Raw genomic sequence first — 15,848 nt, forward strand, 5'->3', positions numbered from 1 at the left:
CCCACTGACAGAAGGAGGACGTGGTCCCGTATGAGCGCCCCGGATGTGTCGCTCCCCGACCCGACCCACCTACCCGAGCCCGACCCCTCGCTCTCACCGATCACCGGCTGGACCCGCGCCCACTGGGAGGCGAGCGCCGACCGGCTCCTCGACGGACTGCTGCCGTACGCCACCCCCGGGTTCGCCCAGTACCGCCTGCCCGGCCCGCCCAGCCACTCCGGCCCCTGGTCCGACGGCCTGGAGGGCTTCGCGCGCTCCTTCCTCCTCGCCGCCTTCCGCATCGCGGGCTCGGGCGGCCGGGTCGGACCCGCGCTCATCGAGCGGTACGCCACCGGACTGGCCGCCGGCACCGACCCGCACCACCCCGAACACTGGCCGCCCATCACCGACCGCGCCCAGCCGATGGTCGAGGCCGCCTCCGTCGCCATCGCGCTGCACGAGTCCCGCCCCTGGCTGTGGGACCACCTCGACGACGGCGTACGGCAGCGGGTGTGCGCCTGGCTCGGCGCCTTCGTCGGCGCGGACGTCAACGACTCCAACTGGCGCCTGTTCCAGGTCATCACCGAGGAGTTCCTCGCCTCCGTCGGCGCCCCGCACAGCCGGGCCGAGATCGACGCCGGGCTGGCCCGCCTGGACGACTGGTACCGGGGCGGGGGCTGGTACACCGACGGTGACGGGCGGAAGTTCGACTACTACAACGCCTGGGCGCTGCACCTGTATCCGGTGCTGTGGGCGCGGATCGCGGGGTCGCGGGCGGCCCCGGCCACCGTGGCCCGCCACCGTGCCCGGCTGCGCGAGTTCCTCCCCGTCCACCAGCACTTCTTCGGCTCCGACGGCGCCCCCGTCCACCAGGGCCGCTCCCTCACCTACCGCTTCGCGGTCACCGCCCCGCTGTGGGCGGGCGCCCTCGCCGACGCCAGCCCGCTGCCGCCGGGCCGCACCCGCCGCCTCGCCTCCGGCGCGCTGAGGCACTTCGCCGAGCGGGGCGCGCCCGACGAGCGCGGCCTGCTCACCCTCGGCTGGTACCAGCCCTTCCTCCCCGTCACCCAGCGCTACTCGGGCCCCGCCTCCCCGTACTGGGCGAGCAAGGCCTTCCTGGGGCTGCTCCTGCCCGCCGACCACCCCGTCTGGACGGCACCGGAGGAGCCCGCCCCCGTGGACACGGAGGACATCGGCCTGGCCCTGCCCGCCCCGGGCTGGCTGCTGCACTCCACCACGGCCGACGGCATCGTCCGGCTGGTCAACCACGGCAGCGACCGCCTCCCGCCCCCGCCCGCGAAGGACGACGACAGCCCCCACTACGCCCGGCTCGCCTACTCCAGCGCAACCGCCCCGGACACCCCCGGCCCCGACAACCAGCTCGCGTTGCTGTCCTCCGACGGCACCCCCTCCCGGCGTGGGCGCATCCATCCCCTGGGCGCCGCGGGCGGGCGGGCCGGGTCCTGGCAGGAGGGCCGGATCGAAACCGTCAGCCTGGTGCACGGCGCGTGGGAAGCGCGGGTGCACCGCCTCGACGTACCCGCCGGCACGCCGGTACGGGAGGGCGGCTGGGCCGTGGCCGACGACGCGGCGGCCCCGGACGCGCACACCGGCCCGGCCCGGGCGGTGGCCCGCCGCGCGGACGGACTGACCAGCGCGCTCGTCGGCCTCCACGGCTGGGACGACGCCGAGGCGTCGGTCGTGCGTGCCGTCGGCAGGAATGCCGTGGGCCACCACTCGGCGACCCCGGTGCTCCAACTCCCGCAAGCGCCACCGCTGTTGGTCACGCTGGTCGTGCTGAGCGCCGACCCGCTCACGTCACTCACGGGAGCGGGCGCGACCGTCGCCGCCGACGGCACCGTGGAGGTCCGCTTCCCGGACGGCACCCTGGAGCGGGTACCGGCCGGGCTCAGCGACGCGCCAGAGCCATCGCCTGGTCCAGCGCCCGCAGGAACCGGTTGACCGTCCCCCGGTCCCGCACCGCCAGCCGCAGCCACTCCTCGCCCAGCCCGGGGAAGGTGTCCCCGCGCCGCACCGCGAACCCGAGATCGCGCAGATGGTGTCGTACGGCGGCCGCCCTCGGCAGCCGTACGAGGACGAAGGAACCCTCGGCGGGCCCGACGACCCTGAGTCCGGACGAGGCGAACTCGCCCAGTCCGGCGACGAGGTGGGCCCGGTCGGCGGCGATGCGGTGGGCCGCGTGAGCCGCCTCCGCCAGGGCCGGCGGCGCCACACAGGCCTCGGCGGCGGCGAGCGCGGGCGTGGAGACGGGCCACAGGGGCTGGGCGCACTCCAACTCGGCTATGGTCTCCGGCGCGGCCAGGACGTAACCGATCCGCAGCCCGGCCAGCCCCCATGTCTTGGTCAGGCTGCGGAGCACCACCAGACCGGGCACGTCCGTCCGCCCCGCCAACGCCTCCCGCTCACCCGGCACCGCGTCCATGAACGCCTCGTCCACCACCAACGTCCGCCCGGGACGGGCGAGTTCGGCGAGGGAGGCGGCCGGGTGCAGCACCGAGGTCGGGTTGGTGGGATTGCCGACGACCACCAGGTCGGCGTCCTCGGGGACGGCAGCCGGATCGAGGCGGAAGCCGTCCTCCTCCCGCAGCAGCACCCGGTCGACACCGAGGCCCGCGTCCCGCAGCGCCGCCTCCGGCTCCGTGAACTGCGGGTGCACGACGACCGGCCGGAGCACCTTCAGCGCCCGCGCCAGCAGAACGAACGCCTCCGCCGCCCCCGCCGTCAGCAGCACCCGCTCCGCCGGCAGCCCGTGGCGCGCCGCCACCGCCGCCCGCGCGGCCCGCCCGTCCGGGTAGGCCGCGAGGGAGCCCAGCGACGCGGCGATCCGCTCCCGCAGCCAGGTGGGCGGTGTGTCCGCGCGGACGTTCACGGCGAGGTCGACCAGCGCCGAACCGTCGTCACGGACCTCGGCGTCGCCGTGGTGGCGAAGGTCGTGTGCTTCAGAGTGCATGGGAGTGGTTTTCCTGGTGCCGGAGTCGCTGATCGTGCTGTCCGTGCTGGTCATGGCACTGCTGGTCATGGCGGTGCCGGTCGTGACCGTCGTGGTCGCCCCTGACCGCCTCCTCGTACCGCTGCATCACCAGATCCAGCAGCTCCGGCACCGGACCGATGACGCCCGCCGACCGCACCTCGGTCTCCGGGTGCGCCGCCGCCCAGCCCTCGGTCTGGTCCCGCACCCGCTCCGGCAGGACGCCCGGGAACAGGAAGTAGGGCAGGACGACGATCCGCCGCGCCCCCAGCTGCACGCACCGGTCGAGGCCGCTGGGCACGTCCGGCGCCGCCAGCGACACGAACGCCGTCTCCACACCCGCGTAGCCGCGCCCCTCCCACAGCAGCCGCGCCGCCCTGTGCAGCTCGGCGTTGGCGTTCGGGTCCGTCGAGCCGCGTCCGACCAGCAGCACGGTCACCTCGGCCCGGTCCCCGGGCGTGCGCCCCTCGATGCCGAGCGCCTCGTCCAGCCGTCGCTCCAGCACGGACAGCAGCGCCGGATGCGGGCCCAGCGGGCGGCCGTAGGTGTACGAGATCCCGGGGTGCCGCTCCCGCTCGCGGGCCAGCGCGGCCGGGATGTCGCCCTTGACGTGCCCGGCGGACACCAGCATCAGCGGCACGGCGGCGAACCGCCGGACGCCGTGCCCCAACAGCTCGGTGACGGCCTCGCCCAGGCCCGGGGAGGAGAGCGCGAGGAAGCCGCCCGAGACGGGCAGCTGGGGGTGGCGGCGCCCCAACTGCCGCACGAAGTCGCGGAACGCCTCGGCTCCCGCTTCGTCCCGGGTGCCATGGCCGGCGATGAGCAGGGCGGGCGGCTCAGTGGTCACGATGACTCCTCGGAGGGTGGAGCGGGGTGCTGCGGCAGTGCGCCGCGCACGGCGGCACCGACATCATGTCGGCCCGGACGCCGTACGACGGCACAGGTCACCCGCGCCGGCTGTCCGTCGGCGCGCCGCGACCTCCGCTTCGGTACGAGGAGTTCTCCGCCGCGCACGAGGGCGGCCGCCTCGGCGACCGAGGGGGTGCCCAGCGCGGCGAGGGACGCGCCGGAGGGATGCGGGGCCTCGACGGCGGCCAACTCGTCGGCGGGGTAGGTGACGAGGGGGACACCGAGACGCGCGGCGGCCTGGACGATGCCGGGTTCGTCGGCCTTGGCGTCGACGGTGGCGATTTCGGCGAGGGAGCCGGGGGAGAGGCCGGCGTCGGCGAGCGTGCCCTCGATCAGTGCGAGGACCTCGTCGACCAAGGCGCCCTTCGAGGCACCGACACCGACCACCAGGGATCCGGGCGCGCCCGGTCTCACCGGGCCACTCCGTCCTGGGTACGGCACCTCTCCACGAACCGGCGGGCGACACCGGGCTCGGCCGCCCAGTGCGTGTGCAGATAGCTCGCGTGCACCCCTCGCCGCACGAACCCCTCGACCCGCTTCTCCGGCACCCGCATACCCCAGGCCGGCAGATCCCCTGCCCCGGGCTCCACGACCGTCCGGTGGAACTCGTGCCCCCGCATCCGCGTCCCGGCCACCGCCAGCGAACTGTCGCTCACGGCCACCGCGTCCCGGTAGCCGAGCGTCAGCCGCTCCGACATACGGGCACGGGCGTCGAGGACCCCGCACATCGGCTGCCCGTCCAGCTCCCGGCACAGATACAGCAGCCCCGCACACTCGGCGGCGACCGGAGCCCCGCTGAGCGCGAACTCCCCGATGGCCTTGCGCAGCGGCTCATTGGCCGACAGTTCGGCGGCATACACCTCGGGGAACCCGCCCCCGATCACCAACCCCCGGATCCCGTCGGGCAGTTGCTCGTCCCGCAGCGGATCGAAGGGAACGACCTCGGCACCGGCGGCGGTGAGAAGTTCGGTGTGCTCGGCGTAGGAGAAGGTGAAGGCAGGCCCACCGGCAACGGCTACTACTGGCTTCGCCCCAGCCGCTTCTTCCAGCCTGTCCGGCGTTTGAGGACGAGGCCCGAAGGGCCGATGGCGGGGGTCTGGGGGCGCAGCCCCCAGGGATGGGACGGGTAGGGGCGGCGGGGGCGAGGAAGCCAAGACATCAGCCGCATCCCAAGCCGCACCCGACAACGCCCCCGCACTGCGCGCCAGCGAAACCAGCGCCTGAAGATCACACCCGTCCCGCACCTGCGCGGCCATCGCCGCCACCGCGTCCACCGCCGCCGCCCGCCGCTCCGCGACCGGCACCAGCCCCAGATGCCGCGACGGCGTATCCACCCCGGCCGTCCGCCGCAGCACCCCCAGCACCGGCACCCCGGCCGACTCCAGCCCCTCCCGCAACAACTCCTCGTGCCGGTCGGAGGCCACCTTGTTCAGGATCACGCCCCCGACCCGCACCTGCGGATCCCAGGACACGAACCCGTGCACCAGCGCCGCCACGGACCGCGACTGCGACGACGCGTCGACGACCAGCACCACCGGCGCCCGGAGCAGCTTCGCCACATGCGCGGTGGACGCCAGCTCCCCCTGCCCGGCGGCCCCGTCGAACATCCCCATGACGCCCTCGACGACCGCGATGTCGCAGCCCCGCGCCCCGTGCAGGAACAACGGCTCGACCAGCTCCGGCCCGCACAGGTACGCGTCGAGGTTGCGCCCCACCCGCCCGGTGGCGAGCGCGTGATACCCGGGGTCGATGTAGTCCGGCCCGACCTTGTGCGGGGACACGGCCAGCCCCCGCGCGGCGAGCGCGGCCATCAGCCCCGTGGCGACGGTGGTCTTGCCGCTGCCCGAGGAGGGCGCGGCGATGACCAGCCGGGGGACGAAGACGGACGAGGACGTCACCACTCGATACCCCGCTGGCCCTTCTGCCCGGCGTCCATGGGGTGCTTGACCTTGGACATGTCGGTCACGAGGTCGGCGAAGTCGACGAGCTTGTCGGGCGCGTTCCGCCCGGTGATGACGACATGCTGGGTTCCGGGCCGGTCGCGCAGCACGTCGAGCACCTCGTCGACGTCGATCCACCCCCAGTGCAGGGGATAGGCGAACTCGTCGAGGACGTACAGCTTGTACGACTCGGCGGCCAGGTCCCGCTTGACCTGCTCCCAGCCCTCCCGGGCCTTCTCCTCGTTGCTGGAGTTGTCACCCTGGAGGTCACGCTGCACCCACGACCAGCCCTCCCCCATCTTGTGCCAGTCGACGGTGCCGCCCTCGCCGCTGGCGCCCAGCACCCGCAGCGCGTTCTCCTCGCCGACCTTCCACTTCGCCGACTTGACGAACTGGAACACCCCGATCGGCCACCCCTGGTTCCAGGCGCGCAGCGCCATCCCGAAGGCGGCGGTGGACTTGCCCTTGCCCACCCCGGTGTGCACCATCACCAGCGGTCGATTACGGCGCTGACGAGTCGTCAGTCCGTCCTGCGGCACCACACTCGGCTGCCCCTGCGGCATTACGCGGCCCTCCTCTTCGATCCACCCTGCGATCCACCCTGAACCTCCCTGACGAGACCGGCGATCGAGTCCGCCCGGAGCTCGTCCAGCGTCACCGCGGTACCGCCCAGCTCACCCGCGAGCTGCCCGGCGAGGCCCAGCCGCACATGCCCGGACTCGCAGTCGACGACCACGGAGGCGACGCCGTCGGCCGCGAACAGCCGCGCGGCCCGCCCGGCCAGGGCGACCGGCTCCGTCCCGCCGGTGGCACGCCCGTCGGTCACGACGACGACCAGCGCCCGCCGCGCCGGGTCCCGCAGCCGCTCCACCCGAAGCACCTCGTGCGCCCGCAGCAGACCCGCCGCGAGCGGCGTACGCCCGCCGGTCGGCAGCGACTCCAGCCGCACCGCCGCCGCGTCCACCGACGAGGTCGGCGGCAGGGCGACCTCCGCGGTCGTCCCGCGGAACGTCACCAGCCCCACCTTGTCCCGCCGCTGATACGCGTCCAGCAGCAGCGACAGCACCGCGCCCTTCACGGCGCTCATCCGCTGCCGCGCCGCCATCGACCCCGAGGCGTCGACCACGAACAGCACGAGGTTGCCCTCACGCCCTTCCCGGGTCGCCTGCCGCAGATCGTCGCGCCGCACGACCAGCCCCGGCCCCGACCGTCCCCGGGTCCGCTGATGCGGTGCCGCCGCGTGCACGGTCGCCGCCAGGTGCAGCTTGGTCAGCGCCCCCCGGGGCCGTCGCGCCCCGGTCGTCCGCCCGTGCTCGGTCCGTGCCCGCGAGCGCCGTCCCGCCGCGCCCTCGCCGAGACCGGGCACGCTGAGCACCTTGGTGCGGAAGGGTTCCGAAGCCCGCACGGGCTGCTGCTCCCCGGCACCGGGGGCCTGCGGCTGCCCGCCCTCCCCGGCCTCGGGCTGCGTGCCCGTGTCACCACCCTGCGGCCCGTCCGGCTCGGACGGCGGCTGCCCGCCACCCCCGCCGGGCCCGTCCGGATCGGGATCCTCGTCGCTCTCGCTCTCGCTCTCGTTGTCGTTCTCGCCCCGACTCTCGTCGTCGCCGGCGAACTCCTCCAGCGTCTCGTCGAGCTTGTCCTCGTCGAGTCCCGGAGCGTCGAAGGGATTGCGCCGCCTGCGGTGCGGCAGCGCGAGCAGCGCCGCCTGCCGGACGTCCTCGGCCTGTACGTCGGTCCGCCCGGCCCACGCGGCCAGCGCGGTCGCCGTACGCGCCATCACGATGTCGGCCCGCATGCCGTCCACCTCGAAGGCCGCGCAGGTCGCCGCGATCTGCCGCAGCGCACCGTCACCGAGCCGCACCGACGGCAGCAACTCCCGTGCGGCGGCGATGCGCCCGCGTACCTCGGCCTCGTCGTCCGCCCAGCGCGCGGTGAAGCCGGCCGGGTCGTCGTCGTAGGCGAGGCGCCGGCGCACGACCTCCACCCGCTGGTCGGGCTCGCGCGAGGCCGCGACCTCGACGGTCAGCCCGAACCGGTCGAGCAACTGCGGCCGCAGCTCGCCCTCTTCGGGGTTCATGGTGCCGACGAGGAGGAACTTCGAGGCGTGCCGTACGGAGACACCCTCCCGCTCGACGTACGACGCGCCCATCGCGGCCGCGTCGAGGAGCAGGTCGACCAGGTGGTCGTGGAGGAGGTTGACCTCGTCGACGTAGAGGATCCCGCGGTGCGCGTCCGCGAGCAGGCCGGGCTCGAAGGCCTTCACGCCCTCCGACAGCGCCCGCTCGATGTCCAGCGCGCCCACCAGCCGGTCCTCGGAGGCGCCGACGGGCAGTTCGACCATGCGGGCCGGGCGCTCGGCCCCCGCTCCCGGCTCGTGCGGCCCGTCCGGGCACCCGGCGTCCGGCCGCGCCGGGTCGCACGAGAAACGGCAGCCGGGGACGACGGGTACCTGCGGCAGCAGCGCCGAAAGCGCCCGTACCGCCGTCGACTTGGCGGTGCCCTTCTCGCCGCGCACCAGCACACCGCCGACCGCCGGTGACACGGCGTTCAGCAGCAGCGCGAGCCGCAGGTCGTCCTGGCCGACAACGGCCGTGAAGGGGAAGGGTGTGCTCATGCGGGCGCTCCCGGTGGAATGAAGGGCAGTCCTTGCGGCGCGCCCGACTCGATGAGCCGCCAGAGCGCGTCCGTGTCCGCGTGCTGTTCGATCAGGTCGCCGAGCCGGTCGAGCTGCTCCTCGCGCAGCGCGGCGAACGATGTGTCGGGGGCCGGTACGAAGCGTCGGCCCGCGGCGGCCGCCACCTCGCGCAGAAAGGCCCGCCGGAAGCCGTCCGACTCCAGCGAGCCGTGCCAGTGCGTGCCCCAGGTCTGCCCGACCCGGCACCCGTCGAGGCTGTGTCCTTCGTCATCGGAGATGAACCCGTCGCCCCCGCTGACCTCGGCGACCCCGTGATGGATCTCGTACCCCTCCACCCGCTCCCCGAGGGCTTCGCCGACGGGCCGGGTCAGGGTCTTCTCGCGGGCGAACCGCACCCGTACCGGCAGGATCCCGAGCCCGTCGACCTGGCCCGCGCGGCTCTCGACCTCGTCCTCGATGTGCTCGCCGAGCACCTGGAAGCCACCGCAGATGCCGAGGATCGGCCGCCCCTCGGCGGCCCTGCGCTCGATGGCCTGCGCGAGTCCCCGTTCCCGCAGCCACTCCAGCGCGCGCACGGTTCCCCGGGTGCCGGGGAGCACCACCAGATCCGCGTCGGCCAGCTCCTCCGGCCGGTCCACGAACCGCACGACAACACCCGGCTCGGCGGCCAGGGCGTCCACGTCGGTGAAGTTGGACATCAGCGGGACGGCACAGACCGCGACCCGCAGCACATCCTCGCCGACGGGCGGCGCGACGACCGACTCCCGGACCGTGCCGCGCAGCGAGACCCGCAGCCCGTCCTCCTCGTCGATGCCGAGCCCGTGCCGGAAGGGCAGGACACCGTAGGTGTGCCGGCCGGTGAGGCCGTGGAGCATGTCGAGCCCGGGTTCGAGCAGCGACACGTCGCCCCGGAACTTGTTGACGAGGAACCCGGCGATGAGCTCCTGGTCCTCGGGGGAGAGCAGCGCCACGGTCCCGAAGAAGGAGGCGAAGACGCCCCCGCGGTCGATGTCACCCACGACCAGCACGGGCAGCCGCGCACTGCGGGCGATGCCCATGTTGACGATGTCGGTCCGCCGCAGATTGATCTCGGCCGGAGAGCCGGCCCCCTCACAGATCACCGCGTCGTACGTGTCCCGCAGTTCGGCGAGACAGTCGAGCACCGTCCCGAGCAGCGCCTGCTGCCGCCCCCCGTGGTACCCGCGTGCACTCATCTCGCCCACCGGCCTGCCCAGCAGGACGACCTGGCTGCTCCGCTCGCCACCGGGCTTGAGCAGCACGGGATTCATCTGCGCGGTCGGCTCCAGGCGGCACGCCTGCGCCTGCATGGCCTGCGCCCGCCCGATCTCGGCGCCCTCGCGCGTCACGAACGAGTTGAGGGACATGTTCTGCGCCTTGAAGGGTGCGACCTTGACCCCCTGCCGCACCAGCCACCGGCAGATCCCGGCGGTGACGACGCTCTTGCCCGCGTCCGAGGTGGTTCCGGCGACGAGAAGCCCACCGCCCGTCATGACGTACGTCCCTTCGCGATACGGCGCGCGGCGGCACAGACGCCGAGCGCCAGCCAGCCGACGCGCCTCGACAGCCGTACGGCCCTCTCGATGTCCTGGACGGCGACGGCGCGCCCCGCCCCGTTGAGCACGGGCCGATGCTCCACCCGCCCGCCGTACGACAGCGTCCCGCCGAGGCGCACCCCGAGCGCCCCCGCGAACGAGGCCTCGACGGGCCCGGCGTTGGGGCTGGGGTGCTTGCCGGCGTCGGCGCGCCAGGCCCGTACCGCCCCGCGCGGATCTCCCCCGGCGACGGCGGCGAGTACGGCGGTCAGCCGGGCCCCCGGCCACCCCGCCACGTCGTCGAGCCGTGCCGAAGCCCACCCGTACCGGCGGTACTTGGGCGACTTGTGGCCCACCATGGCGTCGAGCGTGTTCACGGCCCGGAACCCGAGCAGCCCCGGCACCCCGCCGACGGCACCCCACACCAGCGCGCCCACCACCGCGTCGGAGGTGTTCTCGGCGACGGACTCCACGACCGCCCGCGCGATCCCGTCCGCGTCCAGCGCCTGCGGATCCCGCCCGCACAGATGCGGCAGGCGCGCCCGCGCGCCCTCGACGTCCCCCGCCTCCAGGGCGCGCCCGATCGTGAGGGCCTCCCGGGCGAGCGAAGTCCCCCCGACCACCGCCCAGGTGGCGGCGCCGGTCAGGGCGAGAGACGCGGCGGGAGAGGTACGGACGGCACGCGCGGCGAGCGCTCCGACGGCGACGGCGCCACCGGCGCACACGGCCGTGTGCAGCGCACCCCGTGCGCGGTCGTCGCGCCACAGCACTCTTTCCACGGCACCGGCGGCGCGCCCGAACGCGGCGACCGGATGCCCCCGGCGAGGGTCGCCGAGCAGCAGATCACCGAGAAGCCCGGCGGCGGCGCCGTACGCGAAGACGCGATCGGCTCGCATCGGAGTCAGCCGACCGTGAGGTCAGACGACGGTCTGGTACTGCGTGTCGATCGGCAGGCGAGCATCGCGTTGTGTCCTCACTCAGGGTGTCCACGCCCTGGTTCGACGAGACCGGCGGCGAGAGTTCCTGGCTCCCGGGGCTTTCTACCCCGGTGACAGTGGCGGGACCGCGCCGGATTCGCACCGGCTTCCTCTTCTGCCGCCGTAGCTGGCCCCGGAAGTCCACCACGGGGTTGGAAGGGCCGTCAACTTGCCGTTGACCTGCGGCGGGGGAGTGTGGAGAACCCCACATGGCTAGCACCACACCGGACCTGTAGGGGCGGACTCGGGACCAATTCCCCGAGCCGGGTGGCCTTGCCGCGACTCGGTTGCGGACAGGGGCGCCCGGCACCTGCAATATCTCGTACGAAGCATGATGAGATAGAGGAAACTCGGCGAGTCTGTATGAACATTGGTGAAACGGGTCTACGGGGAAAGGGTGCCGGTTCCCTGGAAGAGCTCGGCACCGCGGTGGTCCGGGTGCGCGGCGTCGACGGCCGGTCCGTGGGGACGGGCTTCCTGCTCGCCCCGGGCACGGTCGTCACCTGCGCCCATGTGGTCGCGGACGCGCTGCGCACCGACGCGAGAGCGGCGACGCCGCCGGTGCCGTCGGTGACGGTGGAGTTCCCGCTGCTGCCGGGCGCGGTGACCTACGAGGCGAAGGTGTCCGGCTGGCGGCCGGTGGCAACGGACGGCACCGGCGACATCGCCTTGCTGCGGCTGCCGGAAGGCGCACCCGGTGGCGCGGTCCCGCTGGCGGGCGCGGGCGACGTCTGGCACCACCGCTTCCGCGTCCTCGGCTTTCCCGCCACCGCCGAGCACGGCGCCTGGATCGGCGGACGGCTGCTCGACATCGTCGGCCAGGGCTGGATCGCGATGGAGACGGACGGCACGGGCCATCGCATCGGCCCCGGATGCAGCGGAGCGCCGGTCTGGGACGAGGAGGCCGGCGCGGTCATCGGCATGACGGTCGCGACCGACCGCGGCGCCTCGGCGACGACGTCGTACCTCATCCCGGCCGCCGCGCTCCTCGACCTCCAGCCCGGTCGGCGCCGCTGCCCGTACCGCGGTCTCGACGCGTTCCGCGAGAAGGACGCCGAGTACTTCTTCGGCCGGGAGGACGAGACGCGTCGGCTCCTCGACGCGGTCGAACGGCACTTGGTGGTCCCGGTGGTGGGTCCGTCCGGCAGCGGCAAGACGTCCCTGGTACGGGCCGGGGTACTGCCCCGACTGCGGGCCGAGGGGTTCACCGTCTCGGAGATCCGCCCACTGCCGGGGACACGGGCGTCGCTGACGGTGGCTCGGGCGGTGGTGGGGGTGTTGGGAGCATCGGGGGCGGCTTGGGCGGCGGGGGCGTTGGGGGCGTCTGGTGCCGCAGTCGCACAGGGGCCATCGCCCGAGGCCGGTTCCGGTGGCGCTGCGTCGGGGTCGCCTGCGACCGGTCCCGACGCCGGACCGGTGATGTCGCCGGGTCCCGACCCCGGCCCCCGCCCTGGTCCCGACCCCGCCGCCGTGCCCGCGCCCCGGCCCGAGGCGGCCCTCAACCCCGCGCTGGCCGCCGTGGAGCAGGAGCGTGCCGCGCTCGCCCTGGCGGACCTGCTGGACTCCGCGGACGGTCCGACCGCCGCCGAACTCGGGCGGCGAGTGCTGGACCACTGCGGCCCGCGCGGCCATGTCTTCTTCCTCAACCAGCTGGAGGAGACGGTCGCCGCCGAAACGGCCACGGCCCGCGCCCTGTTGGCACTGGTGGTGGATCTCGTCTCGGCACCGGCGGAGGGGCGCCGGTTGCGCGTTCTCGCGACCCTGCGCTCCTCCTGCCTGGACGACCTGGCCGACCCGGTCACCGCCCGCGTCCTCAGCGACTGCGCCCAAGTGGTCGCGCCGCTGGGGCGATCGGCGTTGCTCCGTGCCATCGAAGGTCCGGCGGCCCGTGTCCCCGGCCTCACCCTCGACACCGGCCTCGCCGTACGCATCGTCGACGACGCCGAGGACGAACCGGGTCACCTTCCCCTGATGGAGTTCGCCCTCACCGAACTCTGGTCGCACGAGAAGGGCGTACGACTCACCCACTCCGGCTACGAGGCTCTGGGCGGAGTCGCCGGCGCCCTGTCCGCGCACGCCGAACAACGCGTGGGCGACGTCATCGCCGTGCACGGAGAGGCCCCGGTCCGCCGCCTTTTCACCCAGCTGGCCCGCCCCGACGACGCGGGCGGCTTCACCCGCAAGCCGGTACGCCTCGCACCCCTGCCGCCCGACCTCCGGGAAGTCGCGGAGGCCCTGGCCACCCGCACCCGCTTCGTCCGTATCACCCACGGTCCCGACGACGACCCCATCGTCGACCTGGCCCACGAGGAACTGGTCCGCGCCTGGGGCCGCCTGGAGACGTGGCTGACGGCGTCCCGGGACTTCCGGGCCTGGCAGGAGCGGCTGCTGCAGGCGATGGGGCACTGGAGGGAGACGGGAGGGGAGCCGGGGGCGCTGCTGCGGGGGACGATGCTGGCCACGTCGCTGGAGCGGCTTGCGGATCCGGATCACCGCGAGGAGATCACTCAGCCGGAGCGCGACTACATGGAGTCGAGCCGACGGCATCAGCAACGTGCGCTGAGGCGCTGGCGGCTGGCGACGGCGGTGGTGGTCGTGCTGGCGCTGCTGGCGGGATATCTGGCGGTGCAGATGTGGCGCGGAGAGCGGGCCCTGGAAGAACGCGTACGGACGATGGTGTCCCGGCGGCTGGTGGAGGACGCGCTCCGGTTGGCGGCGACCGAGCCGGGCATGGCGGCACGGCTCTCCTTGGCCGCGTGGCACACCCATCCGGGCAAGGAGGCACGGCAGGCACTGCTTCAGGCGTACCTCGGCGGCATGTCGGTGATCTCCGTGCACAAGGGGCAGGGGGCCGAGCCCATCGGGAGCATCGACATGACGCCGGACGGTTCCACGGTCGTGACCACGTCTGTCGGTCGGGACGGTGCCGCGCACGCCCAGGTGTGGACGGGGCTCGGTGACGGGCGGGCGAGCTCGTGGCGGGTGCCGGGGCTGACCGGCGGAGGAGCTCCGAAGCACGCCGAGTTCAGCGATGACGGTGCGCTGCTGGCCATCGTGACCGCCGACGGGACGGTCCACTGCTACGACGTACGCACCCACAAGCACCTGTGGGCCGGTCCGCGGCCGGCGCTGGGGACCCAGCACATGCCGGACACAGTGGCACTCGACTTCTCGGACAGCGGGCGGCTGGTGCTCCGCGTGGTCGCTGACAGGGCCGCCGACTCGGGGACGGCGCGCAGCTCTCACGTCCAGGTCTGGCAGAGCCGTACGGGCACGGAGGAGAAGGCGTCGCAGAAGGGGCTGCCGAGCGGTTCACGCGTGACCGACGCCGCGCTGGTCGCGGAGGGCCGGGACGTGGTCTTTCTCAGTGGGTACGAGGACAAGAGGGAAGCTCGGGTGCAGAACCTGGTGACCGGCGGGAACCCGCGCCCGGTCGCGGACGCCGCGTGGCTGTCCCATCGGGGGGCCGGCGTCCTGGTGGACCGGGGTCACGGTTGGCATAAGCCGATTCGGCTGACGGGATCCCGCCGAGCCGCGGGACGGCGGATCCTGGCCGTCGGGGCGGAAGGCCCGGACCTCACCGGGCGCTATGTGGTGGAGCGGGCCACGACCCGGACGAGCCAGTTCGAGGTGGTCGACATCGGGACCGGCAAGCGGTACCGCGTGCCGGGGGTCCCCTCGTCCGGTGCTCGGGAGGAACTGATGCCCGTCGGTGTCCTCCCCGGCGAGGAGGGCGGGACCGCACCTCGCATCCTGGTGGCCGCCGGAGCGGACCTGCTGGTGGTGCGGACGCAGGAGCAGCGCAGCATGCCGCTGCCCGCACTGGGGCCCTACTCCGTCGAAGACGGAGACACGTACATGAGAAGCCCGGGAGGTGAGTACCGCGCGCAGGCGAAGGACCATTACGTCACCGTCGGGAAGACGGTGAGACTGATGGTGGCCCGCCGGGGCGAGGAGCACCGAGCGGAAGTGGTGACGGCGGAGGAGTTCGAGGAGGGCCTGTCCGATGGGTTCTTCACCACGGACGGCAGCAATCTGGTGTTGCGCGACGCGGACGAGGTCTCGGTCCGTGAACCGGGCAGTCCGCGGAAGGTGCGGGTCCGGTCCTTTCCCGACCTGGTCGACGTCGCTCCACTCCGGGGCAGCGAGGTCGTCGTCCAGACGTCCGAGCGACTGATCCGGTATGACGTGGCGTCGGACGAGGATACGGTTCTCGGCGACTATCCGTGCGACGCTCTCCGCGACCCGTGCACGGGGATCGCGGTCCGTCCTGGAAAGCGTGACGAAGTGGCCATCGGCCATGGCGGCGGCGAAGTCGCCGTCTGGGACATCGACACCGGTCGGGTGCGCGGGAACACCGGCATCACGGTGGCGGCCGCGTACGGGATGATCCTTGTGTTCGGCCCGCGGGGACGGACACTCGCCACCAAACTGGACGTCGGGACCATCCAGCGGTGGGACATGGAGACCGGCGAGCGCGTGGGACCGGCCGTAGTGGCGGACGAACGTGTGTGGGCGGCGGCTTTGGCGGATGACGGAACCCTGCTGACCGGCGACGGAGCCAACAGCGGCCTCGTGCTGTGGCGACCCGGGGACGGGGACGAGCCCTATGTCACGCTTCCCTTCACCGCGGCCCCGGAGGACCTCCACCTGACTGCCGACCGCCTCGTCGTCCACCAGGCCAACTCCAGGCTGACCATCCCCTTGGACCCTGAGTCCTGGCGCCGAGCACTGTGCCGCCACTGGGCCCCGTACTCCCCGCAGGAGCGTCTCTTCCTCGACCACGCCGGAGCAGCGGCGGACTCACCTTGCGCGTAGCAGCCCGCAAACGCCGACCGGGCGGGGCGGGGAACATCGTCCCCGCCC

9 protein-coding genes, 1 pseudogene and 1 riboswitch are annotated in these 15,848 nt (G+C 73.7%); of the genes and pseudogenes, 2 read left to right on the forward strand and 8 right to left on the reverse strand.

The genetic code is table 11. The annotated features are described in order from the left end of the window. The first annotated feature begins 30 nt into the window (after positions 1 to 30). Positions 31 to 1,941 carry a DUF2264 domain-containing protein gene (locus ACFU95_RS19645; protein ID WP_383828891.1) on the forward strand — a complete coding sequence of 637 codons (1,911 nt, stop codon included), beginning with the start codon at positions 31 to 33 and terminating at the stop codon, positions 1,939 to 1,941. Here ACFU95_RS19645 and cobC read toward each other — a convergent pair. From cobC to ACFU95_RS19685, 8 genes and pseudogenes are all read right to left on the reverse strand, one after another. Next, positions 1,889 to 2,950 carry an Rv2231c family pyridoxal phosphate-dependent protein CobC gene (gene cobC / locus ACFU95_RS19650; protein ID WP_383828893.1) on the reverse strand — a complete coding sequence of 354 codons (1,062 nt, stop codon included), beginning with the start codon at positions 2,948 to 2,950 and terminating at the stop codon, positions 1,889 to 1,891. The genes ACFU95_RS19645 and cobC overlap by 53 nt on opposite strands. After that, positions 2,940 to 3,815 (reverse strand): sirohydrochlorin chelatase, encoded by an 876-nt coding sequence (locus tag ACFU95_RS19655; RefSeq protein ID WP_383828895.1) that lies wholly within the window; start codon positions 3,813 to 3,815, stop codon positions 2,940 to 2,942. The genes cobC and ACFU95_RS19655 overlap by 11 nt, the downstream gene beginning before the upstream one ends. Positions 3,816 to 3,883: 68 nt before the next feature. Beyond that, positions 3,884 to 4,276, reverse strand: a pseudogene (locus ACFU95_RS19660) (cobalamin biosynthesis protein); the annotation flags it as partial. Positions 4,277 to 4,287: 11 nt separating this feature from the next. Beyond that, positions 4,288 to 5,778: a cobyrinate a,c-diamide synthase gene (locus tag ACFU95_RS19665; protein ID WP_383828897.1), complete on the reverse strand. Its 1,491-nt coding sequence runs from the start codon at positions 5,776 to 5,778 to the stop codon at positions 4,288 to 4,290. Further along, positions 5,772 to 6,380: a cob(I)yrinic acid a,c-diamide adenosyltransferase gene (gene cobO, locus ACFU95_RS19670; protein WP_383828899.1), complete on the reverse strand. Its 609-nt coding sequence runs from the start codon at positions 6,378 to 6,380 to the stop codon at positions 5,772 to 5,774. The genes ACFU95_RS19665 and cobO overlap by 7 nt, the downstream gene beginning before the upstream one ends. After that, entirely contained in the window at positions 6,380 to 8,431 is a 2,052-nt protein-coding gene (locus tag ACFU95_RS19675; RefSeq protein WP_383828901.1) for a putative cobaltochelatase, read from the reverse strand. Before ACFU95_RS19675 ends, cobO begins: the two co-directional genes overlap by 1 nt. Beyond that, positions 8,428 to 9,963, reverse strand: a complete 1,536-nt coding sequence (locus ACFU95_RS19680) for a cobyric acid synthase (protein ID WP_383828903.1) — start codon at positions 9,961 to 9,963, stop codon at positions 8,428 to 8,430. The genes ACFU95_RS19675 and ACFU95_RS19680 overlap by 4 nt, the downstream gene beginning before the upstream one ends. Next, the gene (locus ACFU95_RS19685) at positions 9,960 to 10,901 is read right to left on the reverse strand and encodes a cobalamin biosynthesis protein (protein ID WP_383828905.1); all 942 of its coding nucleotides are present in this window, start codon (positions 10,899 to 10,901) and stop codon (positions 9,960 to 9,962) included. Before ACFU95_RS19685 ends, ACFU95_RS19680 begins: the two co-directional genes overlap by 4 nt. 98 nt (positions 10,902 to 10,999) lie before the next feature. Continuing rightward, positions 11,000 to 11,143: riboswitch (cobalamin riboswitch) on the reverse strand. Positions 11,144 to 11,345: 202 nt separating this feature from the next. Here ACFU95_RS19685 and ACFU95_RS19690 point away from each other — a divergent pair. Further along, positions 11,346 to 15,800: a trypsin-like peptidase domain-containing protein gene (locus ACFU95_RS19690; RefSeq protein ID WP_383828907.1), complete on the forward strand. Its 4,455-nt coding sequence runs from the start codon at positions 11,346 to 11,348 to the stop codon at positions 15,798 to 15,800. Positions 15,801 to 15,848 lie beyond the last annotated feature (48 nt).

The organism is Streptomyces sp. NPDC057623, from assembly GCF_042800355.1.
Classification (GTDB): Bacteria; Actinomycetota; Actinomycetes; order Streptomycetales; family Streptomycetaceae; genus Streptomyces.